The organism is Tardiphaga robiniae (assembly GCF_001618955.1).
GTDB classification, from domain to species: domain Bacteria; phylum Pseudomonadota; class Alphaproteobacteria; order Rhizobiales; family Xanthobacteraceae; genus Tardiphaga; species Tardiphaga robiniae_A.
The window spans coordinates 269273-295963 of record NZ_LVYV01000055.1 but is presented as its reverse complement, the minus strand read 5'-3'; the positions used below and the strand labels follow the sequence as shown (position 1 = coordinate 295963).

At 62.6% G+C, this 26691-nt stretch carries 24 protein-coding genes; 17 read left to right on the top strand and 7 right to left on the bottom strand.

The annotated features are described in order from the left end of the window. Nucleotides 1-547: 547 nt before the first annotated feature. The gene (serB, locus tag A4A58_RS28075; protein ID WP_068738469.1) at nucleotides 548-1438 is read right to left on the bottom strand and encodes a phosphoserine phosphatase SerB; all 891 of its coding nucleotides are present in this window, start codon (nucleotides 1436-1438) and stop codon (nucleotides 548-550) included. 3 nt (nucleotides 1439-1441) lie between these two features. Between serB and miaA the strand changes: the two genes are divergently transcribed. The 6 genes from miaA (at nucleotide 1442) to ilvC (ending at nucleotide 8154) form a co-directional block, all read left to right on the top strand. Then, nucleotides 1442-2368, top strand: a complete 927-nt coding sequence (gene miaA, locus A4A58_RS28070) for a tRNA (adenosine(37)-N6)-dimethylallyltransferase MiaA (RefSeq protein ID WP_068738467.1) — start codon at nucleotides 1442-1444, stop codon at nucleotides 2366-2368. Nucleotides 2369-3135: 767 nt separating this feature from the next. Continuing rightward, complete coding sequence (locus A4A58_RS28060) at nucleotides 3136-4914, top strand: acetolactate synthase 3 large subunit (protein WP_068738463.1); 1779 nt, start codon at nucleotides 3136-3138, stop codon at nucleotides 4912-4914. A gap of 23 nt (nucleotides 4915-4937) precedes the next feature. Further along, entirely contained in the window at nucleotides 4938-5480 is a 543-nt protein-coding gene (gene ilvN, locus A4A58_RS28055; protein ID WP_068738461.1) for an acetolactate synthase small subunit, read from the top strand. Nucleotides 5481-5500: 20 nt separating this feature from the next. Beyond that, the gene (locus tag A4A58_RS28050) at nucleotides 5501-6373 is read left to right on the top strand and encodes an EamA family transporter (RefSeq protein WP_068738459.1); all 873 of its coding nucleotides are present in this window, start codon (nucleotides 5501-5503) and stop codon (nucleotides 6371-6373) included. A 4-nt stretch (nucleotides 6374-6377) separates the two neighbouring features. After that, entirely contained in the window at nucleotides 6378-6980 is a 603-nt protein-coding gene (locus A4A58_RS28045) for a LysE family translocator (protein ID WP_068738457.1), read from the top strand. Between the two features lie 154 nt (nucleotides 6981-7134). Further along, nucleotides 7135-8154: a ketol-acid reductoisomerase gene (gene ilvC, locus A4A58_RS28040; RefSeq protein WP_068738455.1), complete on the top strand. Its 1020-nt coding sequence runs from the start codon at nucleotides 7135-7137 to the stop codon at nucleotides 8152-8154. Nucleotides 8155-8206: 52 nt separating this feature from the next. Here the strand turns inward: ilvC and A4A58_RS28035 are convergent, their stop codons facing one another. Continuing rightward, nucleotides 8207-8836: a ferric reductase-like transmembrane domain-containing protein gene (locus A4A58_RS28035; RefSeq protein ID WP_158005753.1), complete on the bottom strand. Its 630-nt coding sequence runs from the start codon at nucleotides 8834-8836 to the stop codon at nucleotides 8207-8209. A gap of 111 nt (nucleotides 8837-8947) precedes the next feature. On the opposite strand from A4A58_RS28035, the gene A4A58_RS28030 reads away from it, so the two are divergent. Beyond that, nucleotides 8948-9676: a TetR/AcrR family transcriptional regulator gene (locus A4A58_RS28030; protein WP_081422110.1), complete on the top strand. Its 729-nt coding sequence runs from the start codon at nucleotides 8948-8950 to the stop codon at nucleotides 9674-9676. A gap of 175 nt (nucleotides 9677-9851) precedes the next feature. Next, entirely contained in the window at nucleotides 9852-10679 is an 828-nt protein-coding gene (locus A4A58_RS28025) for an SDR family NAD(P)-dependent oxidoreductase (protein WP_433993658.1), read from the top strand. Between the two features lie 74 nt (nucleotides 10680-10753). Here A4A58_RS28025 and A4A58_RS31880 read toward each other — a convergent pair whose 3' ends face one another. Then, complete coding sequence (locus A4A58_RS31880) at nucleotides 10754-11059, bottom strand: energy transducer TonB family protein (RefSeq protein ID WP_068738440.1); 306 nt, start codon at nucleotides 11057-11059, stop codon at nucleotides 10754-10756. Nucleotides 11060-11401: 342 nt separating this feature from the next. Here A4A58_RS31880 and A4A58_RS28015 point away from each other — a divergent pair, with 342 nt between their 5' ends. The 4 genes from A4A58_RS28015 to A4A58_RS28000 all read left to right on the top strand — a co-directional run bounded on the left by A4A58_RS28015 (nucleotide 11402) and on the right by A4A58_RS28000 (nucleotide 17327). Beyond that, a complete protein-coding gene (locus A4A58_RS28015; RefSeq protein ID WP_068738438.1) occupies nucleotides 11402-12130 on the top strand; it encodes a FadR/GntR family transcriptional regulator in 729 nt (242 codons plus the stop codon). A gap of 114 nt (nucleotides 12131-12244) precedes the next feature. After that, a complete protein-coding gene (locus A4A58_RS28010) occupies nucleotides 12245-13501 on the top strand; it encodes an ABC transporter substrate-binding protein (protein ID WP_068738519.1) in 1257 nt (418 codons plus the stop codon). A 182-nt stretch (nucleotides 13502-13683) separates the two neighbouring features. Then, entirely contained in the window at nucleotides 13684-15429 is a 1746-nt protein-coding gene (locus A4A58_RS28005; RefSeq protein WP_081422109.1) for a sulfatase-like hydrolase/transferase, read from the top strand. A gap of 191 nt (nucleotides 15430-15620) precedes the next feature. Beyond that, complete coding sequence (locus A4A58_RS28000) at nucleotides 15621-17327, top strand: sulfatase-like hydrolase/transferase (protein WP_068738515.1); 1707 nt, start codon at nucleotides 15621-15623, stop codon at nucleotides 17325-17327. A 63-nt stretch (nucleotides 17328-17390) separates the two neighbouring features. Here the strand turns inward: A4A58_RS28000 and A4A58_RS27995 are convergent, their stop codons facing one another. Together A4A58_RS27995 and A4A58_RS27990 are read right to left on the bottom strand one after the other, a co-directional pair. Then, entirely contained in the window at nucleotides 17391-18950 is a 1560-nt protein-coding gene (locus A4A58_RS27995) for an ABC transporter permease/substrate-binding protein (protein ID WP_068738436.1), read from the bottom strand. Then, complete coding sequence (locus A4A58_RS27990; protein ID WP_068738434.1) at nucleotides 18947-19756, bottom strand: ATP-binding cassette domain-containing protein; 810 nt, start codon at nucleotides 19754-19756, stop codon at nucleotides 18947-18949. The genes A4A58_RS27995 and A4A58_RS27990 overlap by 4 nt, the downstream gene beginning before the upstream one ends. A 136-nt stretch (nucleotides 19757-19892) precedes the next feature. Between A4A58_RS27990 and A4A58_RS27985 the strand changes: the two genes are divergently transcribed. Both A4A58_RS27985 and A4A58_RS27980 read left to right on the top strand, forming a co-directional pair. Then, nucleotides 19893-20693 carry an ABC transporter ATP-binding protein gene (locus tag A4A58_RS27985; RefSeq protein WP_068738432.1) on the top strand — a complete coding sequence of 267 codons (801 nt, stop codon included), beginning with the start codon at nucleotides 19893-19895 and terminating at the stop codon, nucleotides 20691-20693. Nucleotides 20694-20880: 187 nt separating this feature from the next. Beyond that, nucleotides 20881-21669, top strand: a complete 789-nt coding sequence (locus A4A58_RS27980) for an ABC transporter permease (protein ID WP_068738430.1) — start codon at nucleotides 20881-20883, stop codon at nucleotides 21667-21669. Between the two features lie 201 nt (nucleotides 21670-21870). Here the strand turns inward: A4A58_RS27980 and A4A58_RS27975 are convergent, their stop codons facing one another. Further along, nucleotides 21871-22332, bottom strand: coding sequence for a cupin domain-containing protein (locus A4A58_RS27975; protein ID WP_068738428.1), 462 nt, complete (start codon nucleotides 22330-22332; stop codon nucleotides 21871-21873). 129 nt (nucleotides 22333-22461) lie between these two features. Here A4A58_RS27975 and A4A58_RS27970 point away from each other — a divergent pair, with 129 nt between their 5' ends. The 3 genes from A4A58_RS27970 (at nucleotide 22462) to A4A58_RS27960 (ending at nucleotide 25268) form a co-directional block, all read left to right on the top strand. Continuing rightward, nucleotides 22462-23517 carry an ABC transporter substrate-binding protein gene (locus A4A58_RS27970; RefSeq protein WP_081422107.1) on the top strand — a complete coding sequence of 352 codons (1056 nt, stop codon included), beginning with the start codon at nucleotides 22462-22464 and terminating at the stop codon, nucleotides 23515-23517. Nucleotides 23518-23526: 9 nt separating this feature from the next. Further along, complete coding sequence (locus A4A58_RS27965) at nucleotides 23527-24234, top strand: hypothetical protein (protein ID WP_068738426.1); 708 nt, start codon at nucleotides 23527-23529, stop codon at nucleotides 24232-24234. A gap of 65 nt (nucleotides 24235-24299) precedes the next feature. After that, nucleotides 24300-25268, top strand: a complete 969-nt coding sequence (locus A4A58_RS27960; protein ID WP_068738423.1) for a polyphosphate kinase 2 family protein — start codon at nucleotides 24300-24302, stop codon at nucleotides 25266-25268. A 180-nt stretch (nucleotides 25269-25448) separates the two neighbouring features. Here A4A58_RS27960 and A4A58_RS27955 read toward each other — a convergent pair whose 3' ends face one another. Further along, on the bottom strand, nucleotides 25449-26342 hold the full coding sequence (locus A4A58_RS27955; RefSeq protein WP_068738422.1) for a dihydrodipicolinate synthase family protein: 894 nt from the start codon (nucleotides 26340-26342) through the stop codon (nucleotides 25449-25451). Nucleotides 26343-26691: the final 349 nt, after the last annotated feature.

The window sequence follows — 26691 nt, the reverse complement described above, 5'->3', positions numbered from 1 at the left end:
GGTGTTTTTTCGGTTGCTTGCGCTTCGCCATGGCGAACGATCCGATCACCAAAATTACAGTCCCAAGGCGAAGGGACAGGGTGCCTCAAGCGAGTAAGCCGAACGCGTTTTGACCTGGTCGTCCGTCGCGTGATCTGCAGGTTTTTGCCACCCGAAGGCAAACCGTGCCGCCTGTCCCAGTGGTATCCTGACCACAGACGATCCGGCCTGCCCGAAGACAGCCGTCACCCATGAACCGCGTGACGCCGCATCTCCGGCGTCCACCGCATCCCACCCCGCGAACGTGACGATCGCGATCGCCCCTCTCGGTGGGGCAGGACGAAGGGGAATATAAACCTTAGAGGTATATTGTCAACTGGATATAGGAAAAAATGTTTAGTGCTTTTGCGTGGCCCTTTACTGTCATTCCGGGGCGCGGCCGGCACTTGCCGGACGCGAACCCGGAATCCCGACATGGGAGTCTCCGTAGAGCCAAACACACCGGGATTCCGGGTTCGCATTGCAGCGGCTGCGCCGCTTTCATGCGCCCCGGAATGACGAGTACGGTTCAGCTCACAAATTCGCTGCGCTTGTAGCCCTGCGCATAGAGCAGCGCCGTGAGATCGCCGTGATCGATCCGGGCTGCTGCGGCAGCTGCCACGGCCGGCTTGGCGTGATAGGCGACGCCGAGGCCGGCATCCTGAATCATCGCCAGATCGTTGGCACCATCGCCGACGGCCATGGTGTCGAGATTGTCGAAATCGAAGGACTCGCGCAGTTCAACCAGCGTCGCGAGTTTTGCGGCCTTGCCGAGGATCGGCTCCGCGACGGTTCCGGTGAGCTTGCCATCAGCGACATGCAGCACGTTGGCGCGGTTTTCCTGGAAGCCGACGAGCTCGGCAACCTTGCTGGTGAACAGCGTGAAGCCGCCGGAGACGAGACAGGTATAGGCACCATTGGCGCGCATGGTCTGCACCAGTTCGCGGCCGCCCGGCGTGAGTGTAATGCGCGAGGCCAGCACCTCATCGACCACGCTGACGTTGAGATCCTTGAGCAGCGCTACGCGCTCGCGCAGCGCCGGCTCGAATTCGATCTCGCCGCGCATGGCGCGTTCGGTGATCGCGGCGACATGGGCCTTGAGACCGGCGAAGTCGGCGAGTTCATCGATGCACTCCTGGCCGATCATGGTGGAATCCATGTCGGCGAGAAACAGCTTCTTGCGCCGGTCCAGCACGGGCTGCACCACCACGTCGATCGGCATGTCGCCGCGCGCGACGCGCAGGCGATCGCCGAGCGCAAGGATGTTGTGGTCGCTGGCAAACATGATATCTGCGGCGACGCCATCGCTCAGCCAGTGCATTTCGGTATCGCCCGGCAGAAGCGCGCGCAGGCCGTCGACGACCGTGCTATCGAGAGCGGGATCGGCGGGGTTGCAGATCAGGGTCGCAACGAGAGACATGACGTGAGTTCCGGGCCAGACAACAGAGCGCTGCTTATCGCAGGGCCGACCGCCAGCGGCAAGTCGGCGCTGGCGCTGGCCGTGGCGCGTGCGCAGGACGGCGTGGTCATCAATACCGACAGCATGCAGGTCTATCGCGACCTGCGCGTGCTCACGGCGCGGCCGACGCTCGCGGAAGAGGCGCTGGCGCCGCACCGGCTCTATGGCACTGTGGATGCCGCGGTGAATTTCTCCGCGGGCGCGTGGGTCGACGAAGCCGCGCGCGTCCTTGCCGAGGTGCGGGCGCAAGGCAAACTGCCGATCTTTATCGGTGGCTCCGGATTGTATTTCAAGGCGCTGACCCGCGGGCTCTCCGCAGTGCCGCCTGTTGCAGCCGAGGTGCGCGACGATGTCCGCGCACGACTGGAGCGCGACGGGCCGGAAGCCCTGCATGCACAGCTTGAGCTGGTCGATCCGGTCTCCGCCGCGCGACTCAATTTGCGCGACCGCGCGCGCATCGCCCGTGCGCTGGAAGTGATGGAAGCGACCGGACGTTCGCTCACCGACTGGCATAGTGACGGCCTGCCGCCGCTGCTGCCGCCGGAGGGCGTGACCGCGCTGTTTCTCACGCCGGAGCGCGACGAACTCTATGCGCGCATCGATGCGCGCTTCGAACGGATGCTGGATGAGGGCGCGCTGGATGAGATCGCGGCGCTGGCCGCGCGCGGTCTCGATCCGCTGCTGCCCGCCATGAAAGCGCATGGCGTGCCGGCGCTGATCCGGCATATCCGCAGCGAGATCTCGCGCGACGAGGCCGCGGAGATCGGCCGCGCCGATACCAGGCATTATGCCAAGCGGCAATTCACGTGGTTCAGGCACCAATTGCCGGAGTTTGAATGGGTGACGGTGGAGGAGGCAATGCGCACCTTGGAGGATACCGCGCTTCGCTAGTCCACCCCACTGCGGGTGTCGCGATGATCCGGCGATTGGCGTTGGCGGAGAGTGCTATTCAACGTCCCAACGATGCATCCAACGAGTAACGCTGCGCACCCGTCAGTCATCAGCCGATAGAAAATGGCGAATGCAAAAGCCAAACCCACGTGGTGAGGGCCGGCCCAGACGTACAAACCATCGCTGACCGCGCGATACGGTCCATAGTTCGTCTTGACCAAGACAAAGAACGTCAAAAGTATCGCTGACGAGATGCCGATAATAGTCCATCTGACCAGGGGCTCAGCCTGTTTCGTCGCAAGCAATGCAACCGTCGCTCCGACAAGAAAAAAGAGCAGGGGAGGGATGAGCCAAATCAGCATTTTTCTACAATTTCAGAGGGGGCTTTCGGATTGGTGAACTTAGGCGTGCATTTCCTCTTACCGCATACCAGCCCGCCCGATTTTTCCGCTCGCCGAATGTGAAAGACCCGGCTAGGCTTCGAAATCAGCGCGATCACGGCAACTTCCCTTGACATCCCCCGTTTGCTGGCTATGTTCCGCGCAAGTTTTGAGAAGTTGGACTGATCCCGTGCGCAACAAAGTTACAAATCTCCTTATTATCGTGGTACCCTGGCACACCGCCGGGGGTAGCTGACGGCTACCCACGAACCGAGCGGTGTGCACAGGGTCCTGAACGGGCCCTTTTTTATTGTCTGAACTTCAAGCTTTCCGACCCCAGCGACCATCCAGACCAAGCCGCGCCGCAGAGCGCATCCGGAGCGAACCATGAGCGACAGCAAGCCTCACGATCCCAATCAGATGACCGGCGCAGCGATGATCGTGCGCGCGCTTGCGGATCATGGCGTCAAGCACATCTTCGGCTATCCCGGCGGTGCGGTGCTTCCGATCTATGACGAGATCTATCAGCAGTCCGAGGTCGAGCACATTCTGGTCCGCCACGAGCAGGGCGCCGGCCATGCCGCCGAAGGCTATGCGCGCTCGACCGGCCTGCCGGGCGTCGTGCTGGTGACGTCCGGTCCGGGCGCCACCAACATGGTGACGCCGCTGGCCGACGCGCTGATGGATTCGATCCCGCTGGTCTGCATCACGGGGCAGGTCCCGACGCACCTGATCGGCAATGACGCGTTCCAGGAATGCGACACCGTCGGCATCACGCGGCCCTGCACCAAGCACAACTGGCTGGTCCGCGACGTCAACGATCTCGCCAAGGTGCTGCATGAAGCCTTCTACGTTGCCACCACCGGCCGTCCGGGCCCGGTCGTCGTCGACGTGCCGAAGGATGTGCAGTTCGCCACCGGCACCTATCATCCGCCGCGCAAGTCGGATGTCCATATCTCCTATGCGCCGCGCGTGAAGGGCGATGCCAACGCGATCCGCAAGGCGGTGTCGTTGCTGGCGGGTGCCAGGAAGCCGATCATCTATTCCGGCGGCGGCGTCATCAATTCCGGCCTCGCGGCGTCGAAGCTGCTGCGCGAGCTGGTCGAGGTCACCGGTTTCCCGATCACCTCGACGCTGATGGGCCTCGGCGCCTATCCGGCATCCGGCCCGAACTGGCTGGGCATGCTGGGCATGCACGGCACCTACGAGGCCAACATGGCGATGCATGACTGCGACGTCATGCTATGCGTCGGCGCGCGCTTCGACGACCGTATCACCGGACGTACGGACGCGTTCTCGCCGAACTCGAAGAAGATCCACATCGACATCGATCCGTCCTCGATCAACAAGAACATCCGCGTCGATATCCCGATCATCGGCGATTGCGGCAACGTGCTGGGCGACATCCTGCAGGTGTTCAAATCCGAGGCGAAGAAGCCCGACACCAAGGACTGGTGGAAGACCATCGCCACCTGGCGCGCGCGCAATTCGCTGGCCTACAAGAAGAACGACGATGTGATCCTGCCGCAATATGCGATCCAGCGTCTGTTCGAGGCGACGCGCGGCCACGACACCTACATCACCACCGAAGTCGGCCAGCATCAGATGTGGGCGGCGCAGTTCTTCGGCTTCGAAGAGCCGCATCGCTGGATGACGTCCGGCGGTTTGGGCACCATGGGCTACGGCCTGCCGGCGGCTTTGGGCGTGCAGGTCGCGCATCCCGACTCGCTGGTCATCGATATCGGCGGCGACGCCTCGGTGCAGATGACGATGCAGGAGATGTCGGCGGCGGTTCAGCACGAGCTGCCGATCAAGATCTTCATCCTCAACAACCAGTATATGGGCATGGTGCGCCAGTGGCAGCAGCTGCTGCACGGCAACCGGCTGTCGCATTCCTATTCGGAAGCGCTGCCCGATTTCGTCAAACTTGCAGAGGCCTATGGCGGCGTCGGCTTCCAGTGCAGCAAGCCCGGTGATCTCGACGGTGCGCTGCAGGAGATGATCAAGGTGAAGAAGCCGGTACTGTTCGACTGCCGTGTCGCCGCGCTGGAGAACTGCTTCCCGATGATCCCGTCCGGCAAGGCGCATAACGAAATGCTGCTGCCGCTCGAAGCGAATGACGAAGCCACCGCGGCGGCCTTCGCCGGCGGCAAGGCGCTGGTCTGACAAGCTCTGGAAAGACAACGACAATGGAACAGCCTGCCTCCGCCTATTTCATGGAAGAGCGTCACGATCCCAACGAGACGCATACGCTGACGGTGCTCGTCGCCAACGAGCCGGGCGTGCTCGCGCGCGTCATCGGGCTTTTTTCGGGCCGCGGTTACAACATCGAAAGTCTCACGGTGTCGGAGACCGAGAGCCACAAGCACGTCTCGCGCATCACCATCGTGACCACCGGCACGCCGATGGTGATCACGCAGATCAAGCATCAGCTCGATCGCATGATCCCGGTGCATCGCGTGGTCGACATGACGCTGACCGGCCGCTCCATCGAGCGCGAGCTGGCAATGGTCAAGCTGCGCGGCACCGGCGAGCATCGCGTCGAGGCATTGCGTTTGGCCGAAGCGTTCCGTGCGCGGGTGATCGACGCCACCATCGAGAGCTTCGTGTTCGAGATCACCGGCAATACCGGCAAGATCAACCAGTTCATCGACCTGATGCGGCCGCTCGGCCTCGTCGAGATCTCGCGTACCGGTGTGGCTGCGATCAGCCGTGGCCCGGAGGGGATGTAGCCTCCGCGCGCATCGCAGTCATGAAACCCTTCGACATTGCACTGGCCGTTGCGGTGGCCGTGATCTGGGGCGTCGGCTTCGTGCTGACCCGGATGGCGGTCGACGAGATGTCGTCGACGCTGCTCACCACGCTGCGCTTCGGCATCACGGCGCTGCCGTGCCTGTTCCTGCCGAAGCCGAAACTGTCATGGCTCTTGATCGTCGCCACCAGCTGGCTGCTGGTGGCGCAGTTTCTGGCGCAGACCTATGGCATGGCGCATGGCGTGCCGGCCGGCCTGACTGCTGTGATCGTGCAGAGCCAGGCGCTGTTCACGGTGGGCTTCGCCGCGCTGTTCTTGCGCGAGATGCCGACGCCGCAGCAGGTGGGGGGGATCGCGATTGCGATGGGCGGACTGCTGCTGATCTGCTTCACCGTCGGTTATGACTTCAGCGTGTTCGCCTTCGCGGTGCTGATGACCGCGCCGGTGAGCTTTGCCTTTTCCAACCTGCTGCTGCGGCGTGCGCAGGGTGTCTCGATGCTCGATCTGTTCGCCTGGATCAGCCTTGTCGCCCTGTTGCCGCTGCTGGTCGTGCTGTTCAGTGTCGATGGCGCCAGCGCGACCTGGCAGTCGCTCTCGCATGTGTCGTTGAAGGCGATCGCCTGTGTGCTGTTCCTCGCGCTGGTCGGCACCACGCTCGGCTACTGGATCTGGGGGCGGTTGCTGCGGGACTATTCCGCAGCGCAGGTTGTGCCGTTCGCGCTGCTGGTGCCCTTCATCGGGGCGGCTGCGTCGAGCGTCACGTTCGGTGAACAGTTTGGATCGCTGCGACTCGCGGGCATGATCGTCGTTGTCTGCGGCATTGCCGTGATGCTGCTGTCGAAGCGGCCACCCATTCTTGTCGAGGTGGTTTGAGGTCATGTCGCAACAACTCTTGTTCGCCTTTATTGTGTTCGCCATCGTGATGTTCTTCACGCCCGGCCCGAACAACATCATGCTGCTCGCGTCGGGGCTCAATTTCGGCTTTCGTCGTACGCTGCCGCATGTGTTCGGCGTCACCGTCGGCTTTGCCTTCATGGTCGCCGTCACGGGCCTCGGATTGGGGGCGGTCTTCACCTCCTATCCGGTGCTGCATACCATCTTGAAATATGCCGGCGCGGCGTATCTCGTCTATCTCGCCTTTGCGATCGGGATGTCCGGTCCGCCCAACCCGGGTGACGCCGAACGGCGCCGGCCGATGACGTTTTTCGGCGCAGCGCTGTTTCAATGGGTCAACGTCAAGGGCTGGGTGATGGTGATCGGCACCATCACCGCCTATGCGGCGATTGCGAACTATCCCTGGAACATCCTGCTGCAGGTCGCCCTGTCGCTGCTGCTCGGGTTCGTGTCCTGCGTAACCTGGGTGCTGTGCGGCACCTCGCTGCAATCGCTGGTAAAATCGCCTGGCGCGGTCAGGGCGTTCAATATCGTCATGGGGCTGCTGCTGCTGGCCTCGCTGTATCCGGTGCTGGTCGAGCTATGAGCCCGACGCGCAGCGTAAAATCACCGTCGCGGGCTTGTCTCGCGGCACCCGTCGCCCTAGAAACCGGCGGCAATTCATGGTCTTCGGCCATTCGGCTTGAGACCGGTTCGAACGGGCAGCTTTGAAATATAGTTGCCGAAGAGAGGAAATACCCATGCGAGTTTATTACGATCGCGACGCCGACCTGAACCTGATCAAGGGCAAGAAGGTCTGCATCGTCGGCTACGGCAGCCAGGGCCATGCCCACGCGCTGAACCTCAAGGACTCCGGCGTCAAGGACGTGGTCATTGCGCTGCGCAAGGGCTCGGCCACCGCGAAGAAGGCGGAAGCCGCCGGCTTCAAGGTGATGGAAGTCGCCGAGGCCGCCAAGTGGGCCGACCTGATGATGATGCTGACCCCCGACGAATTGCAGGGCGATATCTATCGCGACCATATGCACGACAACATGAAGAAGGGCGCAGCCCTCGTCTTCGCACACGGCCTCAACGTGCACTTCAACCTGCTCGATCCCCGTGAAGACCTCGACGTGCTGATGATCGCGCCGAAGGGCCCAGGCCACACCGTGCGTTCGGAATATCAGCGCGGCGGCGGCGTGCCCTGCCTGATCGCGGTTCACAAGGACGTCTCGGGCAACGCCCATGACCTCGGCCTGAGCTACGCCTCGGCAGTGGGCGGCGGACGCGCCGGCATCATCGAGACCTCGTTCAAGGAAGAGTGCGAAACTGATTTGTTCGGCGAGCAGGTCGTTCTCTGCGGCGGCACTGTCGAGCTGATCCGCGCCGGCTTCGAGACGCTGGTGGAAGCCGGCTACGCGCCGGAAATGGCTTACTTCGAGTGCCTGCACGAACTGAAGCTGATCGTCGATCTGATCTATGAAGGCGGCATCGCCAACATGAACTACTCGATCTCCAACACCGCGGAATACGGCGAATACGTCACCGGCCCGCGCATCGTCACCTCGGAAACCAAGGCCGAGATGAAGCGCGTGCTCACCGACATCCAGTCCGGCAAGTTCGCGCGCGACTGGATGCTCGAGAACAAGGTCAACCAGGCCTCGTTCAAGGCAACCCGTCAGCGCAACAACGCGCATCCGATCGAGGAAGTGGGCGCCAAGCTCCGCGACATGATGCCGTGGATCAAGGAAAAGGCGCTGGTCGACAAGACCAAGAACTAAGCGCTTCTTCAGACGCAGCTATCGACGGGACCGCGGTAACGCGGTCCCGTTTTTAGTTTGCGGACAGGACCACACGTGATCGGCGCCGCTGGACAATTGCCGCTGTGATCCGCAGTGCCATCACCGTCAGCAGCGGCATCACAAACCAGACATAGTTCGGCATTTGCGGAATGCGCATGCCGAAGCTCACCATGAACTGGAACCAGAGATAGTAGATGCCGGTCGTGTGCAGGATGCGCCATGCGCGTGGGCCGATGGCGGCCGCACTGCGATTGAACGAGGTTGCAGCCATCGCGATGATGAAGGCATAGCCGATGCCGCCAAAGATGTACGAGGCGGGCGTCGTCGCCGCGGCGTAGTCAGTGGGAGTCATCACCGCGAAGCAGATGATCGCGACGGCATGAATGGCGTGAGACGCCGCGAAAGTCAGCCCGAGGGTGCGGCGGTTGCGCCGCAGCCAGCGCGTACCGGATGTCGGCCAGAGCAGGGTGAGCGCGGATGCTGCGAAAGCGAGGCAGAAGAACAAAAGCGAGCTGCGCGCCGTGAACCGGATCACCATCCTGATGCCGTCGACCTCGAAGGCGCGCATTCCCGCGATCCAGATGCTCAGCACGACAAGCACCAGTGACAGCACGGCAAGCAGCCGCCAGCCCTCGAACCAGTTGCGACGATCCCATGTCATGACGTTCCCCTGTGTTGCCATATGTAATCACCAGTTACATTCGGTGCAGGCGATCCAGTCAATTGTGTAATCGGTGATTACATTCACGATACGGTGATGCTATGCTGAGGCATGTCCAAGTCCGCAAAGCCGCCGCCGTCCAGATCGGCATCGAAGCCGCCTGTGCGCAAACGAGCCGCCCGGCCATCGGTCGTGCCACGTGCCGCGAAGGGGCGAACGACGACTTCGCCGAAGACCTATCATCACGGCGATCTGCGCCGTGTGCTGATTGCGGCGGCGCTTGAACTGGCCGAGGAGGGCGGCGCGGATGCCGTCAGCGTGCGCGAGGCTGCGCGCCGTGCCGGAGTTTCGCCGGGAGCGCCGTTCCGGCACTTCCCCAGCCGCAATGACCTGATGAGCGCGGTGGCCGAAGAGGCTCAGCGCCGCTTCCGAGTCTCGATCGCCGCGGCCATCGCCGGCACGTCCGCCGACGATCCGCTGGCGCGGTTTCGCGCCTTTGGCATGGCCTATATGCGCTGGGCGATGACAAACCCGGCGCATTTCGAAGTGATCTCGAGCGGCAAGTATTTTTCCCACGACCAGTCGGAAGCGTTACGCGAGGACAATGATGAGCTGATCGCCATGACCGAGCAATTGTTAATGGATGCCCTGGCGCAGGGACAACTGCGCTCCTCCGATCTGCGCGTGATAAAGATTGCCGGCCGTGCCTTGGTCTATGGGTTTGCCCGCATGAAGATCGACGGGCATTTTCCACGCTGGGGTGTCGCGGATGCCGAGGCAGATCAGATGGCAGAGGCGATCATCACGCTGTTCGTCGATGGGATCGCAAAGCCTGTCTGAGCAGCGTTTCGCTCGAATACTCATCGAGCCTGCGCGGCTGGCTGTCGCAGATCGACAAAAGCGTGCCGATCGTCAAAAATCAATGAGGCCGCGATCCGTAACTCTCGCCGTCACCGCGGCGATGCGGTCTCGGTCCCGGCCGAATTTACAGACTATCACATCTCAGGTGCTTTTCATGCGATCCATCGTCATCACCGGCGTCTCCACGGGCATCGGCCACGCCACGGCGAAGCTTCTGCTCGCGCGCGGCTTTCGCGTGTTCGGTAGCGTGCGCAGGCAGGCCGATGCCGAGCGCTTGCAAGCCGAGTTCGGCGCAAACTTCATCCCGCTGCTGTTCGATGTCACGGATGAGGCCGCTGTATTGGCCGCCGCCGCGCAGGTTCGCGCCGCGCTGAACGGCGAGACGCTGGCGGGCCTCGTCAACAATGCCGGCGTTGCGGTGCCGGGCGCGCTGCTCGATCTGGCGGTGGATGAGTTTCGCCAGCAGATCGAGATCAATGTGATGGGCCCGGTGATCGTCACCAAGGCCTTCGCGCCGCTGCTCTGCGCCGATCCCGCGATGACTGGTGCGCCCGGACGAATCGTGATGATGAGTTCGGTGTCCGGCCAGTTCGGCAATCCACTGCTGTCGCCCTATAGCGCGTCGAAATTCGCACTCGAGGGATTGGCCGAAAGCCTGCGGCGCGAATTCATGCTGTTCGGCATCGAGGTGCTGGTGATTGCGCCGGGAGCCGTGCGCACGCCGATCTGGGACAAGGCCGAGGCGATCGATATGGCGCGCTTCGATGCGTCACCGTTTGTGCCGGCGCTAACGAAGCTGCGCGAGATGCTGATGAAGCTGGCGAAGAACGGGCTGCCGCCGGAGCGGATCGGCGAGCTGGTCTACCGGGCACTGACCGCATCCCGCCCGAAGCTACGTGTGGTGGCGTCGCCGCAGCCGGCCAAGGCGTTGGCTCGATCGCATTATGGCGAAGCAGTTGGGGCTGAATGCGCGACCGTTTGAATGAAGCGCCGATTGCCGTCGCCCGGTGAAATCCGCTGTGCCTTGATGCGATCTTTGGCTCTTCCACTATGAGGTCATCTGCCTCGCCTGGCGGGACGATCTGGCTGGCGGTGAACGAAGTTGATTGCCTGGACGAGTGGCAAAATCTGCCCCGTATAGCTCGACGGCAGCGGTGAGAACGGGCCTGCCATCCGGATGACGGCAAGAGCAGCGCCGTCGATATACGGATTTCCCGAACTCTGCACGATACCCATTTCGATGATCCGGCCACTTCGATTGACCACAAACCCGACGACGATATGCGCGTGAGGCGCACCATCGGCGAGACGGTTTGCCGCGCGTGCGATACGCGCATTCGTGCGCTGCTTCCATGCCTGCATGGCCGGAGACGTAGTCCCCGGATCGGATGCCGGGGAAGACTGTGCTGCAGCCCCAAGGCTTGTTGCGCCTAGCAGAATAATTGCCCCGACGATTTGCAGCAGGGTCCTGTGAAAAGCACCCGTCGCGGCAGTGCGGGCAGACGTCTTCGTGATGAAAAGGGCATGTCGGCCAATGCGAGAGACGAGACGATGAAGGATATGATGAAAATCAAGGTATTATATTACAAATCTTCTCTTTCATGTTTACAACCCTCTGACAACAAGTTCCGTGGCGGCCGCCGTGCGGACTCGTCGCACGCTCGTCGCCTTGATCTGGTCCTACCAGATTGGTAGGGTCAGCCCATGTTTGCTGCGGTCAGTACCGAAACCTCCGACGCTGTTCGGAAAACGCTCGAATTCGTCCGGCACCACCGGCTGTCCAAGGGCGACCGGCTGCCGTCGGAGCGGGATTTGTCGGAGCGGTTCGGGGTCACCCGCGGCTCCGTCCGCGAGGCGCTGGCGGTGCTCGATGCCATGCGCATTACCGAGCGAAAGCCCAAATCGGGCATCTATCTGCGCAACGAGCTGGAAGACAGCGGGCTGGATGCGCTGGTGCTGCAGGCCGATCTCGGCCTGCCATTCGATGCGCAGGTGACGCGCGATGTCACCGAGGCCAGAATTCTTTGCGAGGAACAGGCGTTCCGGCTGGCCTGTCAGCGCCGCACCGACGCCGATCTCGCGAAGCTGGATCAGTTGCTCGACACCTATGCCGCGCTTGTCGCCAATGGCAGCAACCTCGCCGATGAGGATGTCGCATTCCATCTCGCGGTTGTTGCGGCGAGCCAGAACCGCGTGCTGGTGCGCACGCTGACGCCGCTGATGCTGATGAGCACGGGCTGGCGGCGCCGCTATTTCGCCTCCGCGGAGATCCGCCAGCGCTCGCTCATTGATCACCGCGCCTTCGTCGTCGCCATCGAAGCCCGCGACGAAGCGACAGCCACGATGCTGGTGCATCGCCACGTGCAGACCGCAGCCGAAGACGTCCGTGCGCTGGCCGAGCAGGGCGCCACGGACTCTGACAGCAAGGACTGATCGCCACGAACACACGCATCTGACGAGCCGTTCAACAATCCCGACAAACGGGAAGGCTCGGATCGCATACGGCAACGGCCGTCACTTATGGAAACGCAAAAAGAAGGACAGAAAATGCGTATCACGACGACTTCCAGGGCAGCGCCAGCGGCCGCCAGCATCATGGCTGCGTTCGCAGCTGCGATGGCTATGGCAGCGAGCCCGGCGCTGGCGCAGAAGACATACGGCCCCGGCGCCAGCGACACCGAAATCAAGATCGGTAACACCGTGCCCTATAGCGGCCCGGCCTCCGCCTACGGCATTCTCGGCAAGGCCTACGGCGCCTATTTCAAGAAGATCAATGACGAGGGCGGCATCAACGGCCGCAAGATCGTCTTCATCTCCTATGACGATGCCTATTCGCCGCCGAAGACTGTGGAGCAGACGCGCAAGCTGGTCGAGAGCGACGAGGTGATGGCCATCGTCGGCAATGTCGGCACCGCCGCGAATGCCGCGATCCAGAAATACGTCAATGCCAAGAAGACGCCGCAACTCTTCCTGGCGACCGGCGCCACGCGCTGGAACGATCCGAAGCAGTTTCCATGGACCATGGGTTGGCTGCCGAGCTACCACGCCGAGGCTGCGGCCTATGCGAAGTATCTCCTGAAGGAGAAGCCGGGTGCCAAGATCGGCGTGTTCTATCAGAACGACGATTTCGGCAAGGACTATGTCAAGGGATTGAAGGAAGGTCTTGGCGACAAGGCCTCAACGATGATCGTGATGGAGACGAGCTACGAGGTCTCCGAGCCGACCGTCGACTCGCACATCGTCAAGCTGAAGGCCGCGGGCGTCGACACGATCTTCTCTTTCGCCACCGGCAAGTTTGCCGCGCAGTCGATCAAGAAGGTTGCCGAGCTCGGCTGGAAGCCGCTGCACATCGTGCCGAATGCGAGCTCGTCGCTCGGCAGCGTGCTGCGCCCGGCCGGCCTCGATAATGCGCAGGACGTCGTCTCCGCGACCTTCGCCAAGGATCCGACCGATCCACAGTGGAAGGACGATCCGGGCATGCAGAAGTTCTACGCCTATGTCGAGAAATACATTCCGGAAGGGAAGGCGATGGAGAGCACCGTGCTGTCCGGCTACAGCATCGCCCAGACCATGGTCGAGGCGCTGAAACAGTGCGGCGACGATCTCACCCATGAGAACCTGATGAAACAGGCCGCCAACCTCAAGAACGTGCAGCTCGACGGGCTGCTGCCAGGCGTGACCGTCAACACCAGCCCGACCGACTTCTCGCCCATCGACCAGTTCCAGATGATGAGCTTCAAGGGCGAGCGCTGGCAGCGCTTCGGCGAGATCATCAAGGGCGAGACGCCGACCGCAGTGCGGTAGCGCCGAGGGATGACGACGGCAGGCGGCGCCCGGACCGGCACCGCCTGCGTCGAAAGGTTCATTGTCCGTTCATGACGCCTGTATTACGTTTTTATGACATTCCGCAGGGTCCGGTCGCGGTGTGAGCCGGCTGGCCGTTGCCAGACAGGGCAGTTTTCTTGCCGGGTGTTCGCAGGCAAGCCATGCTGCCATCGCCGATCTCAGTCTCTCCGGCGCAAGCCGGCCGCCGCTTCAAGGAGCGATTGGCGGCCGCCTGGCAGTATGTTCGGCAGTGGCCGCTGCGCACGGCGCTGATCGCTGCGATCCATACGCTCGCGATCTATGTGCTCGCCTCGGTCGAATACGGCCCGTTCGCCAACACGCTGGCGCTGTTCACCTGGGCTTTGCTGAATTTTCTGTTCCTCGCACTGTTCAGGCGGCCGGGGGTCAGTGCGGTGCTGTCGCTGCTGCTGGTCACGGCGCTGATCGTGCTGTCGCAGTTCAAGTTCGGCATCACGCAGCTCACGCTGACCTTCCTGGATTTCCTGATCATCGATCGTGACACGATCTCCTTCCTGCATTCGATCTTCCCGCAGCTGCGCACCCATCTGCTGATCGCGGCCGCGGTGGCGCTGCCGATCCTGTGGCTGATCTGGCGCGCCGATCCGTTCCGCCTGCGCCGCCGCAGTGCGCTGGCCTGCGCGGGCGTCTGTATGGTCGGAATCGTCGGTCTGTCCGCGGCCAATCCCGAAAAGCCATGGGAGCCGTTTCAGGGCGTCAATCACATTTCCAATCTGGCGCGTTCGGGTGTGGTCTCGGTCTCGCATCTGACCGCGACCGGCTGGATCGAGGCGGATTCCAAGAGCCTCGTGAGTTCGGCGCAGGCGTCGCCGATGACCACTTGCGAGCCGGGCGTGAAGCGGCCGAATATCGTGATGGTGCTCGACGAGTCGTCATTCGACGTGTCGGCGGCGCCCGGGGTGAAGGTGCCGGCGGGCTATCATGATTATTTCAAGTCTGCCGATGGCCAGCAGCGCGCGCTGATTACCGAATCCAGCGGCGGGCCGACCTGGTACACCGAGTTCAACATCTTCACCGGACTGTCGGCGCGCTCGTTCGGTGCGCTGAAATTCTATGTGACGCGGATCGCCGCCGGGAAGATCTCGCGCGGCCTGCCGCAGGCGCTGCAGCGCTGCGGCTACAAGACCTTCTCGCTCTATCCGACCTACGGCAATTTCCTCAGCGCCCGCAGCTTCCAGGAGGGCGCGGGCATCGATGGCTTCATCGACATGGCGGCGATGGGCGTCAGCGAGGACATGCAACCCGACAGGTTCTATTTCGATCAGGCCAGGGACCTCATCGCGCGCGAGAGCAAGACCGACCAGCCGGTCTTCGTGTTGGTCTATCTCACTGCCAATCATTTTCCGTGGACCTCGATTTATCGCGACGACCTGACGCCGGCCGGCTGGCAGGCACCGGGCAACACCTCGGAAGTGGACGAATATATCCGCCGCCAGGCCATGACGGCTGCGGACTACAAGGCCTTCGTCGCGCAGCTGCAGAAGGACCATCCGACCGAGCCGTTCCTGCTGGTGCGGTTCGGCGACCATCAGCCCGCGATCGCGCAGAAGCTGCTGGAGCCCGAACTGCCGCAGCCGAAGCGCGCCGACCGGATCATGACGCATGATATCCGTTATTATGCGACCTATTACGCCATCGACGCGCTGAACTACCGCCCCGAACTGGCATCGGCGCTGCCGGTGCTGGATGCCGCCTATCTGCCGTTGATGGTGCAAGAAGCCGCGCGGGTGCCGCTCGATCCGTCCTTCGTCGAGCAGAAGAAGATCATGCTTCGCTGTAAGGGTGTGTTCTATGGCTGCAAGGGCGGCGATGAAGCCAGCCGGTTCAATCGCTGGCTGATCGATGCGGGGCTGATCAAGGATCTATGAGTTGGCCGGGGCTGCAACGGGTGAGGACGGAGCCTACCGGTTCCGTCGATCCCGTTCGAGCCAAGTTCATTGCTCGTTCATGACGATTACATTACAAATTAATGACATATCGCAGTTTCCGGCTGCGACATGCGCCCTCTGGCCGTCGCCAGCCCAGGCCCGAGGCCTCGCCGGTGGTGTTGCGTGCCGCCATGGCGCCTCCGCTCAATCCAGTACCCAGCGTCTCGCCAACCGCTGTTGCCGCGCCGACCAGCGTGTGGCGGCTGCTGGCCGTGGCTGCGCCGCATTTCGGCGCGCTGCTGGTGATGGTCCAGACCGAGACCGATCTGGTGGGCCGGATCGGCTTCGTGCTGGCCTGGGCGATCCTCAATTGCTTCTGGATTGCGCTCTTGCGCCGCCCCGCGCTGTCGGGGGCGCTGTCGCTGACCTTGGTCGTCATCTTGGTGCTGCTGTCGCGGCTGAAGCACGACGTGGTCCAGATGACCGCGAACTTCGTCGACCTGATGGTGATCGACCGCGACACCGCGGCTTTCCTGTTCACGATCTTTCCGAACCTGCGCTGGTCCGCCATTGGCGCCGCCGTCGTGGTGGTGCCACTGATGTATGCGCTGTGGTGGCTCGATCCGTTCCGCATCCGACGGCTGCCGGCGCTGGCCGCGCTGATGGCTGGCCTTGCAGGATTGACCGGCTACGCACTGACCTGGCCCGATGAAGCCTGGCGCGGCTATTATGACGACGGCTATCTGTCGAAATTCGCGCGCTCCGGTGTCACCGCCGTGTCCGATTTCAGCAGCTACGGTTTCATGGAATCCGACGCGGTCATCACCGAGCGGCTGAAGTTGCCGCTGGAGGATTCCTGCCATCCGTCGGGACGTCGTCCGCACATCATCATGGTGCATGACGAGTCGTCCTTCGACATCCGTCAGGCCGCCGGCGTGAAGACGCCGAAGGGCTATGGCAGCCACTTCAATTCATGGGACGGCAAGGCGCGCAAATTTCTCGCCGAGAGCAATGGCGGACCGAGCTGGTTCACCGAATACAACGTGCTGGCCGGGCTGTCGTCGCGCTCGTTCGGGCCGTTCTCCTATTTTGTCACGCGGATCGCTTCGGGCCGCGTCGAGCGCGGATTGCCCCTGGCGCTGCGCCGCTGCGGCTATAGCACCATCTCGCTCTATCCGGCCTTCGGCGCCTTCATGAGCGCTCGCAGCTTCCAGACCACCACTGGCGTCGAGCGCTTCTATGACGCCAAGGATCTCGGCGCCAAGGGCGTCGAGCCCGACAGCTTTTTCTACGATTCAGCGGCGCGCCTGATGGCCGAGCAGCCGCCGACCAATCCGCTGTTCATGTTCGTCTACCTCGCCGCTAATCACTTTCCGTGGGAAACCAAGTTTCGCCCCGACATGACGCCGGGCTGGCGTGCGCCCGGCAATGTGCCGGTGGTCGATGAATATCTGCGCCGGCAAGCGATGAGCGTCGATCACTATGGCGCGTTCGTCGCGAAGCTGAAGAAGCAGTTTCCAGCGCAGCCGTTTCTGATCGTACGCTATGGCGATCATCAGCCGGAATTCGCGCCGGGCATTCTCGATCCCAACATGGATGAAGCGAGCCTCGGCAAGAAGCTGCAGAGCTACGACCCGCGCTATTACGCGACCTACTATGCCATCGACGCGATCAACTTCGAGCCGGTGAAGAGCGCAACGGTGATGGACACGATCGACGGGCCGTATCTGCCGCTGGTCATCCAGGAAGCTGCAGGCATTCCGCTGGACCCGTCCTTCGAGGAGCAAAAGAAGATCATGCTTCGCTGCAAGGGACTGTTTTACGCCTGCAAGGACGGCGCGGAAGCGCGGCGATTCAATAGGCTGCTGATCGATGCGGGGATGATCAAGAATTTGTAGTCGCTCTTTCTTCCTCTCTCTCGCCTAGCGAAGCTTCGCACGGGGGAGAGGGGAAGAGAAGTCTCACTTCTTCCCGATCTTCTCCCACATCCACTTCGCCACGCTCTCCGGCGAACTCGTCGCATCATTCCCGGCGGCGCGCAGGTTCGCCTCGCGCATCGAGGTCAGATCGATCTTCCCGAGCAGCGGCTGCAACGCACTGCGCAGCCTCTCGTCATCCGCGCGTTTCGGCGCCAGCAGCATGATCGCGTCATAGGGCGGGATGGCGTGTTTGGGATCGTCCAGCACCACGAGATCGTATTTCGCGATCAGCCCGTCGCTGGTGTAGCCGGCGATGACGTCGACCTCACCGGAGGCCACGGCGGCATACATGAAATCCGGCTGCATCGTGCGCTGGGTCTTGAACGACAGGCCATAGGCCGTTTTCAGTCCCGCCCATTCCGGCCGCGAAAAGAACTCGTAATCGCCGGCAATGGTCATGGTGCCGCTCAGCGCCGCGAGATCGGCCGCGGTCTTGATGCCAAGCGCCTGCGCTTTCGTACGCGGCATTACCAGCGCATAGGCATTGGCGAAACCGAGTTCGCCGAACAGGGTGATGTTGGCTTTCGCCAGCGTGGCTTTCAGTTCGGCGAGCAACTGTTCTCGCGGCAGGATCTCGGTGCGATGGAACTGGTTGGCCCACAGCGTGCCTGAATAGTCCACGTAGACATCGATATCGCCGGAGGCCAGCGCATCGTAGATCACGCTGGAGCCGAGACCCTGCCGCGTCGTGGCGGGCAGGCCGGCCGCCTGCAGGCGCTGCGACATCAGCGCGGCCAGCACATATTGTTCGGTGAAGGTCTTGGCGCCGACCACGATACGCGTGCTGGAGCGGGCGAATGACGGCGCGAGTGTGACGATCACCAGCGCCGCGATACCGAGCACGCCGATGGCGGTGCGGATACGACAGCGCAGGCGGATGCCGGTCTCGATCAGCGCCAGCAATTGATCGACGGCCAATGCCAGCACTGCTGCGGCGACGCAGCCGAAGATCACCAGAACCCAGTTCTGCGTCTGCAAGCCTGCAAAGATGTAGTTGCCGAGCGAAGTCTGGCCGATCGGTGTTGATAGCGTCGCGGTGCCGATGACCCAGACGGCGGAAGTGCGGATACCGGCCATCATCACGGGCAATGCCAGCGGCAGTTCGACCATGGTCAGCGATTGCCGCGGTGTCATGCCGACGCCCTGCGCGGCTTCGGTCAGCGCGGGATCGACGCCGTTCAGGCCGGTGATGGTGTTACGCAGCACCGGCAGCATCGAATACAGCGCCAGCGCCAGCACCGCGGGGAGGAAGCCGAAGGCCGAGAAGCCGACGCCGAGATATTGCAGCGACAGCGCTGCGAGCGCCAGCAGCAGTGGATAGAACAGTGCCAGCAGCGCCAATCCGGGCACTGTCTGCACGATGCTGGCCACACCGAGCAGCGCGCCGCGCATCACTGGCCGGTGCCGCGCGATGATGGCCAGCGGTAGGCTGATGATGAGGCCGAGCGCCAGCGCTGCAAGGCTGACGCGCACGTGGCTACCGAGATAATCCGGCAGATGCCCGAGCGCGTCGCTCCAGCGCGGATCGGTGAACAGGCTCATGTCGCGCCGCCTTGGGGCGCCGCACCATCCTTCGGCTGCAGTATCTGAAGTCGTTCCGCTTGCCGGCGCGGTGTGCCCAGCAACTCGCCGACATATGGATCGGTGCTTTCGGACAACTCAGTGGGCGTGCCCTCCGCGAGCAGTTTGCCGGAGCGCATCACCGCGATCCGGTCCGCGAGCAGGATCGCCTCCGTCATGTCATGGGTGATCATGATGGTGGTGAGGCCCAGGCTGCGATGCAGCGCGCGGTAGTCGTCGCCGAGCGCATCGCGGGTCAGCGGGTCGAGTGCGCCAAAAGGCTCGTCCATCAGCATGATGCGCGGCTTCGCAGCCAGCGCCCGTGCGACGCCGACGCGCTGGCGCTGACCGCCGGAGAGTTCATGTGGGAAGCGGTCGCGATGCTGTGTGCGGTCGAGGCGCACGAGATCGAGCAATTCGTCGACGCGTGCGGCGATCTCCTTGGGCGGCGTGCCAAGCAGTTTGGGCGTGATGCCGATATTGTCGGCGATGCTCATATGCGGAAACAACCCGCCGCTCTGGAACACATAGCCGATGCGCCGGCGCAGTTCGATGGGATCGACCTGCGCGACGTCCTCGCCGGCGATGGTGATATTGCCGCTGTCCGGCGCGATCAGCCGGTTGGCCAGTCGCATCAGTGTGGTCTTGCCGGAGCCGGAGCCGCCGACCACCGCGAGGAACTCGCCCTCGGCAGTATCGAGCGAAACGTCATCGACGGCTTTGATGGCCCCGCCGTCGAAGCTCTTGCTGACATGCTGGAAGGCGATCAGGGGGGCAGCGGAGGTCATGTCCCGGACTATCACAGCCGTGGCAACCCACCAACCCGGCCCAGACGTTGAATTGTCTGCCCTGCAGCGCTAAGCCAGTCCCGGAACAAAAACACTTTGGGGAACGCGCGTGCAGGCAGGTGGGGCCGCGGCATCGATGGCGGTGGCGCTTGATGACGCGACAGTGGCATTCGGCATCGCCGACAATCGCGTCTATACGGCGGTGGAGAAGGCGACGCTCCGGGTCGCGGATGGCGAGTTCGTTGCCATCGTCGGGCCAACCGGCTGTGGCAAATCTACACTGCTCAATGTCGCTGCCGGTCTGCTGACGCCAGCCTCCGGTGCTGTCCGGATCTTCGGGCAGCCGCTGGATGGATTGAACGCGCAGGCCGGCTATCTGTTTCAGGCCGACGCCCTGTTTCCCTGGAAGACTGCGCTAGACAATGTCGCCATTGGGCTGGAGATCGCGGGCATAGCACGCGACGAGGCGCTGGCGCGTGCGCAGGAGTGGTTGACCTCGGTCGGGCTCGGTGCCTTCGCGGGGCGCTACCCGCATATGCTGTCGGGTGGCCAGCGCAAGCGCGTCGGTCTTGCGCAGGTGCTGATCCGCAATCCGAAAATCCTGCTGATGGACGAGCCGTTCGGGCCGCTTGACGCACAGACCCGGCAGGTGATGGGCAACCTGCTGCTGGATCTGTGGAGCAGGGATCGCAAGGCAGTTCTGTTCGTCACCCACGATCTCGAAGAAGCGATCGCGCTGGCCGATCGCGTCGTCATCATGTCGGCGGGGCCGGGCTCGCGCATCATCGGCGACTGGAAGGTGCCGCTGCCGCGGCCACGCGATATTTTCGAAGTGCGGCTCGACAAGGAATTTCACGCGCTTCATCGCGAGATCTGGAGCGTGCTGAAGGACGAAGTGATGAAGGGCTATGCGCAATCGGCGCAGGCGGTGGGCTGATGATCGACATACTGCAAAATTTTGATGCCCCACGCTCCGCGCTGTGTGCTCTCTCCCCCCTTGCGGGGGAGGGCCGGGGTGGGGGGTCTACAAGCGACGTCGCTCGTGGCACCCCCACCCCCGACCCCTCCCCGCCTAGCGAAGCTTCGCTTCGCACGGGGGGAGGGGAGAAGATCGGAGCCGCGTCATGACGCGTCCCGTGCTGCTGCTGTGTCAGGTGCTGGTTGCCGTGGTCGTCATCGGGCTGTGGCATGTGTTCACCACCGTGCCGGTGTTCGGCCGCATCCTGCTGCCACCGTTTTTCTTCTCCAACCCCTGGGATGTCGGCAGCCAGATCTATAGCTGGTTCGCGTCAGGCATTATCTGGAAGCATCTCGGAATCACGCTGCTGGAATCCGTGCTGGCCTTTGTCATCGGCTCCACACTGGGCGTGTTGATCGGCTTCTGGTTCGCGCGCCAGCCGCGCCTCGCCGCGATTTTCGATCCCTATGTGAAGATGGCCAATGCGCTGCCGCGCGTGGTGCTGGCGCCGATCTTCGCGCTGTGGCTCGGGCTTGGCATCTGGTCGAAAGTGGCGCTCGGCGTCACGCTGGTGTTCTTCATCGTATTCTTCAACGTCTATCAGGGCGTCAAGGAAGTCTCGCCGACAGTGCTCGCCAATGGCCGCATGCTGGGTATGAGCGAGCGGCAGTTGATGCGCCATGTGTTCTGGCCGTCAGCGCTGTCATGGATGTTTTCTTCGCTGCACACCGCAGTGGGCTTTGCCGTGGTCGGTGCGGTGGTCGGCGAATATCTCGGCTCGGCGGCGGGGCTGGGTTACGTGATCCAGCAGGCGGAAGGCACATTCGATGTGGCCGGCGTGTTCGCGGGGATGTTCGTGCTGTCGGCGTTTGTCATTGCCATCGATATTCTGGTGACGATGGTCGAGAAACGCTTGCTGGTGTGGAAGCCGGTGGCGAGCGAAGGGCGGAGCTAGGTTGCCCCACGCTGTCATTCCGGGGCGCGCCCTTGCGCGAACCTCAGCCATTCCAATTGGAATGGCGGGGAATCCCGGCATGTTCATCGCGTCTCACGCCCGGCATCGAGAGGTGATGAACACATCCGGATTCCGGGTCTGCGCTTTGTCCGGCTCTGCCGGACGACGCGCATCCCGGAATGACGAGTTTGACGTGGCTTGTTACGGCAGCGGCTTGGTGTCGTCCGGCGCCTGCGGCGGGGTTTTGATGGCGATGGCGCGGAACGGCTTGCCGTCCGGCTTGGTGCCGCCATGGGGCGTGCCCTTGGGGATGATGATGAGGTCGCCGGCCTTGACCTGAACTTCCTTGTCGCCCAGCCACACGGTACCGGTGCCTTCTAGGATGTATTGGATCTCATTGGTGTTCGGATGCATATGCTTCACCACATTGCCGTCCTGCACCGAGATAGTGGCACCGTCGGCCTGCATGAACATCTTGGAGCGGAAGCCGGTGGGCGAGGCTGGGCCGAGTGCGTCGCCGACGAGTTCGGGGACGTGGATGACCTGGGCGGTGATGTTTTCCGCAGCCTGTGCCGGCGTGATGCCCTCGGGCACGAGATGTGTGATGAGGCAGCCAGCAGCGAAAGCGGCCGTGATGGAGAGTGTTGCGGTGATGCGCTTCATGAACGTTCCCCCTGGATGACAATGATTTGCCGCGCGGATGCTATGTCGCGGAATGTGCGTTGACCAGTGCCGGCTTTCCAACCGGCAGAGGCTCATCTATCCTCCGCGCCGCAAGCAGCGGAGGAAACGATGACAACAAACATAAAAACCGGCTTGAGCCGTTTATTCCTTGCACGTCTTTTCCTTGCGGGTCTGTTCGCACTGTTTTTCGTTCATCCCGCTGCAGCGCAAACCAAGGTGACCATCGCCATCGGTGGTGGGGCGTGCCTGTGTTATCTGCCGACGGTGCTGGCCAAGCAGCTCGGCGAATATGAGAAGGCGGGCCTCGCCGTCGAACTGGTCGATCTCAAGGGCGGCTCCGATGCGCTGAAGGCCGTGCTCGGCGGCAGCGCCGATGTGGTCTCCGGCTATTTCGATCATTGCGTGAACCTCGCCGCCAAGAAGCAGGAGCTGCAGTCCTTCGTGGTCTATGATCGCTATCCTGGGTTGGTGCTGGTGGTATCGCCGAAGCACACCGGCAAGATCACGTCGATCAAGGATCTCGCCGGCAAGAAAGTCGGCGTCAGCGCGCCGGGCTCGTCGACGGACTTCTTCCTGAAGTATCAGCTCAAGAAGAACGGTCTCGATCCGGCGGGCACGTCGGTGATCGGCGTCGGCCTCGGCGCGACCGCGGTGGCGGCGATGGAGCAGGGCCAGATCGAAGCCGCCGTGATGCTCGATCCTGCCGTCACCGTGCTGCAGGGCAGCCACAAAGACCTCACGATTCTCAGCGATACCCGGACGCAGAAGGACACGCTGGCGGTGTTCTCCGGCGAATATCCCGGCGGGGCGCTGTATTCGACGACGGCCTGGGTCAAGGGCCATGAGAAGGAAGTACAGGGGCTGACCAACGCGATCATGAATACGCTGAAATGGATCCACAGCCATACGCCGGAAGAGATCATGGCGAAAATGCCCGAAGGCATTGTCGGCAAGGACAAGGAGCTCTATCTCGCGGCGCTGAAGAACACGCTCCCGATGTATTCGGAGACGGGGCTGATGGACCCGAAGGGCGCCGCCGCCGTGCTCGCCGTGTTCAGCGAGGGCTCGCCCGAAGTGGCGAAGGCCAATATCGATGTCAGCAAGACCTACACCAATAAATATGTCGAGCAGTTCGCCAAGACGATGGGGACGAATGCGAAGTAGGTTCTGCGCATGATGACGCCGGTCATTCACCGCGTCACGCAACTCGACCTCACACGCAGCGATTGGCAGTGGCCGTTCGCGCGTGAGCGACGGGACGAGATCGACGCTCACTTTGCCCTGAAGCGCGCCGAGAAGCCGCAACTGTTCAATGGGCGCGTGTTGCTCGCGCGCAATGCGCAGTTCACCGGCGACCAGTTTCGCGCGGAGTATTTCGAGACCGATTTTGCGAGCTTTCTGGCATGGCGGGATTGGCGCTGTCCCGATCCGGATGTGTTCAACGGCTTTGGCATGGGCGCGTTGCGTGCCAGTGACGGCGCCTTCGTGCTCGGCGAGATGGGGCAGCATACATCCAATGCCGGACGCATCTATTTTGCAGCGGGTACGCCTGATCTGGACGATCTGCGCGGCGACGTGGTCGATATTGCCGGCAGTGTGACCCGTGAAGTCGAGGAAGAGCTCGGCCTCACAGAAGCCGATTACCGGGCCGATGCTGGCTGGTCTTGCGTCGTGACGGATTTCTCGGTGGCGATGATGCGTCTTCTCGATGCGGATCAGCCGGGTGAGACGCTGCGCAGCATCATCGAGGCCAATCTTGCCGGTCAGGCCACTCCGGAGCTCAGCGGAATTCATCTGGTGCGCAGCGAAGCCGACTTCACCCCGTCGATGCCGCTGTTTGTGACAGCGTTTATGACAGCGCAACTGACGCCAGCGGCGTGATCTGCTGGTATTGCCGGGATCGGCGCGCTACGCTTACAATCCCCGTGTCCGGAGTTGCCGATCCCATGTCTGCCAAGCCAGTTGTGTCCGCGTTGAAGTCCTATATCGAGCCGTATCGGGTCGACGGTTCGAAAGCTTTCCACCTCAAGGCGCATGACACCAATGGCAGCGGCGGACTGCACAAGGAAACCGGCAAGAAGATCATCGAGGCCAACCGCCGCCGGCTGCAGGAATTGCAGGAAAAGCTCTATGCGCAGGACCGCTGGTCGCTGCTGCTGATCTTCCAGGGCATGGATGCCGCCGGCAAGGATAGCGCCATCGAGAGCGTGTTCGACGGCATCAATCCGCAGGGCTGCGAGGTGCATTCGTTCAAGACGCCGTCGTCGAACGAACTCGATCACGATTTCATGTGGCGCCACACCATCGCGCTGCCACAGCGCGGCCGCATCGGCATCTTCAATCGCTCCTATTACGAGGAATGTCTTGTCGTCCGTGTGCATCCGGACATTCTTGCCAAGCAGAAAATTCCGCCGGAGCTGGTGACGAAGGATATCTGGCGCGAGCGCTTCGATGATATCACCGCCTTCGAGAAATACCTCGCGCGCAACGGCACCGTGGTGCTGAAATTCTTTCTCAACGTCTCCAAGGAAGAGCAGCGCGAGCGCTTCCTCGATCGTCTCGAGCAGCCGGCCAAGAACTGGAAGTTCTCATCGGCCGATATCGCCGAGCGCGCGTTGTGGGACAAGTATCAGGAGGCCTATGAGGACCTGATCAAGCATACGTCCTGCGAGGAGGCGCCGTGGCATGTGGTGCCGGCGGATCGCAAATGGTTCTCACGCGTGGTGATCGGCTCGGCCATCGTCAACGCGCTGGAGAAGCTGGACCTGCACTTCCCGACCGTGGATGGCGAGGCGAAGAAGGACTTTACGCTGATCCGCGAGGCGCTGGAGAAGGAAGGGCCGCCGCGGGAACGCGAGCCGGTCGTGAAGAAGAAAGTGGCGAAGAAGGCCAAGAAGAAAGTGGCGAAGGCGTAGTTCTTCGTCATTCCGGGGCGGAAGACAGCGGCGAAGCCGCTGGATTGCGAACCCGGAATCCCGGCATGGAGGTCACCTCTCTGCCGCCCGGGATTTAGCAGTGTTGAACACGTCGGGATTCCGGGTTCGGCCCCGTCGCCTGCGGCGCCGGTCCCGCCCCGGAATGACAGTGTGTAACGCCTAACTCAACTTCAATTCCTTCAGCACCTCTGCCACCTTGTCCTGTGCAGCGTGTGGTAATGGCAGCACCGGGCGTGGCGGCTGCGCATCGGTGATCCCCATCTGCTCGGCTGCCGCATACATCACGCGCAGGCTGGAAAACTGCTTGAACAGATCCCACAGCGGTTGCATCGCGTTGTTGAGGCGGCGCGCTTCGTCGGCATTGCCGGCCTGCGCCGCGCGGGTGATGGCCAGACAACTCTTTGGAAACAGGCCCGCCGCCACGCAATACCAGGCATCGCCGCCGGCCAGCAGTGTTTCCATCGAATTCCAGTCACCGGCATAGCCGACGGAGAAGCCTGATGGCACGGCGGCACGCATCTGCTTCAGGTGATCTGCGGCGAGGCTGGCTTCGGGGGAGGTGCCTTTCACCGCGACGACGCCGGGAATACGTGCGATGCGGCCGGTGAGGTCGGGCGTGAACTTGAAATGCGTGGTGGCGAAATTGTCGTAGATCACGATCGGCAGTTTGCTCGTCTCGGCAACCGTCCTGAAGTGCTCGAACACCTCGTCCTCGGTGAGCGGCGTGTAGGACACCGGCGCGAGCAGGCCTGCGGCAGCGCCTGCCGCCTTGGCGTCGCGCGCAAGGTTGATCGTCTCGTCGGTACGCAGCGCGCCGATACCGACCAGCACGGGGACGCGTCCATTGACCTCGGCGATGGCCGCGTCAGTGGCGCGCCGGCGCTCGTCACGGCTGAGAAACGGATACGACCCGGTGCTGCCCAGGAGGCCAATGGAATCCACTTTGGCGGCCGTCAGCGGCGCCACCAGCCGCTGTAGCGCGGGCGTATCGACCCTGCCATTCGTATTCATCGGCGTGATCGGGAAAGCGGATAATCCCCTAGCGAAAGTCATCGTCCTGTCCTCACAATTGCCGTTCGGTCTTAGGGCAAATGGACGGCTGCGAAAACGTCCAGTTGGCGATGTTCTGGCTAGGCCAGTCGGCCACGCGCCCGAGCTTCTCCCAGCAGGATTTAGGTCAGCCTTCCTGACCCTCTTAGCCGTTGCAGGCCCCCGCATTTGTCGTCTAGAACGACCTCAGGCTCCGGTCGGCAACGAACCATCAATGGTTTTGGCCGAGGATGTGGGCCTGAAGGTGTGGCAATGCTGATTCGCAGCGACATGGTTGGAGTTTCCGGGGGAGTGGCTGTTGCCGCTGGTCCCGACGCGATTCCGGCTGTGCTGCTGTCCAACCTCCTTCTCG

What these genes read in the sequence shown, in the direction of transcription:
- A4A58_RS27985 (WP_068738432.1), top strand. Translation starts at nt 19,893, where the DNA reads ATGGCGGTGGCGCTTGATGACGCGACAGTGGCATTCGGCATCGCCGAC.
- A4A58_RS27965 (WP_068738426.1), top strand. Translation starts at nt 23,527, where the DNA reads ATGATGACGCCGGTCATTCACCGCGTCACGCAACTCGACCTCACACGC.
- A4A58_RS28045 (WP_068738457.1), top strand. Translation starts at nt 6,378, where the DNA reads ATGTCGCAACAACTCTTGTTCGCCTTTATTGTGTTCGCCATCGTGATG.
- A4A58_RS28000 (WP_068738515.1), top strand. Translation starts at nt 15,621, where the DNA reads ATGGCGCCTCCGCTCAATCCAGTACCCAGCGTCTCGCCAACCGCTGTT.
- A4A58_RS31880 (WP_068738440.1), bottom strand. Translation starts at nt 11,059, where the DNA reads ATGCAGGCATGGAAGCAGCGCACGAATGCGCGTATCGCACGCGCGGCA.
- A4A58_RS28005 (WP_081422109.1), top strand. Translation starts at nt 13,684, where the DNA reads ATGCTGCCATCGCCGATCTCAGTCTCTCCGGCGCAAGCCGGCCGCCGC.
- A4A58_RS28030 (WP_081422110.1), top strand. Translation starts at nt 8,948, where the DNA reads ATGTCCAAGTCCGCAAAGCCGCCGCCGTCCAGATCGGCATCGAAGCCG.
- A4A58_RS28010 (WP_068738519.1), top strand. Translation starts at nt 12,245, where the DNA reads ATGCGTATCACGACGACTTCCAGGGCAGCGCCAGCGGCCGCCAGCATC.
- ilvN (WP_068738461.1), top strand. Translation starts at nt 4,938, where the DNA reads ATGGAACAGCCTGCCTCCGCCTATTTCATGGAAGAGCGTCACGATCCC.
- A4A58_RS27995 (WP_068738436.1), bottom strand. Translation starts at nt 18,950, where the DNA reads ATGAGCCTGTTCACCGATCCGCGCTGGAGCGACGCGCTCGGGCATCTG.
- A4A58_RS27990 (WP_068738434.1), bottom strand. Translation starts at nt 19,756, where the DNA reads ATGACCTCCGCTGCCCCCCTGATCGCCTTCCAGCATGTCAGCAAGAGC.
- ilvC (WP_068738455.1), top strand. Translation starts at nt 7,135, where the DNA reads ATGCGAGTTTATTACGATCGCGACGCCGACCTGAACCTGATCAAGGGC.
- A4A58_RS28025 (WP_433993658.1), top strand. Translation starts at nt 9,852, where the DNA reads ATGCGATCCATCGTCATCACCGGCGTCTCCACGGGCATCGGCCACGCC.
- A4A58_RS27975 (WP_068738428.1), bottom strand. Translation starts at nt 22,332, where the DNA reads ATGAAGCGCATCACCGCAACACTCTCCATCACGGCCGCTTTCGCTGCT.
- serB (WP_068738469.1), bottom strand. Translation starts at nt 1,438, where the DNA reads ATGTCTCTCGTTGCGACCCTGATCTGCAACCCCGCCGATCCCGCTCTC.
- A4A58_RS28015 (WP_068738438.1), top strand. Translation starts at nt 11,402, where the DNA reads ATGTTTGCTGCGGTCAGTACCGAAACCTCCGACGCTGTTCGGAAAACG.
- A4A58_RS27970 (WP_081422107.1), top strand. Translation starts at nt 22,462, where the DNA reads ATGACAACAAACATAAAAACCGGCTTGAGCCGTTTATTCCTTGCACGT.
- A4A58_RS28060 (WP_068738463.1), top strand. Translation starts at nt 3,136, where the DNA reads ATGAGCGACAGCAAGCCTCACGATCCCAATCAGATGACCGGCGCAGCG.
- A4A58_RS27980 (WP_068738430.1), top strand. Translation starts at nt 20,881, where the DNA reads ATGACGCGTCCCGTGCTGCTGCTGTGTCAGGTGCTGGTTGCCGTGGTC.
- A4A58_RS28035 (WP_158005753.1), bottom strand. Translation starts at nt 8,836, where the DNA reads ATGACATGGGATCGTCGCAACTGGTTCGAGGGCTGGCGGCTGCTTGCC.
- A4A58_RS27955 (WP_068738422.1), bottom strand. Translation starts at nt 26,342, where the DNA reads ATGACTTTCGCTAGGGGATTATCCGCTTTCCCGATCACGCCGATGAAT.
- A4A58_RS28050 (WP_068738459.1), top strand. Translation starts at nt 5,501, where the DNA reads ATGAAACCCTTCGACATTGCACTGGCCGTTGCGGTGGCCGTGATCTGG.
- A4A58_RS27960 (WP_068738423.1), top strand. Translation starts at nt 24,300, where the DNA reads ATGTCTGCCAAGCCAGTTGTGTCCGCGTTGAAGTCCTATATCGAGCCG.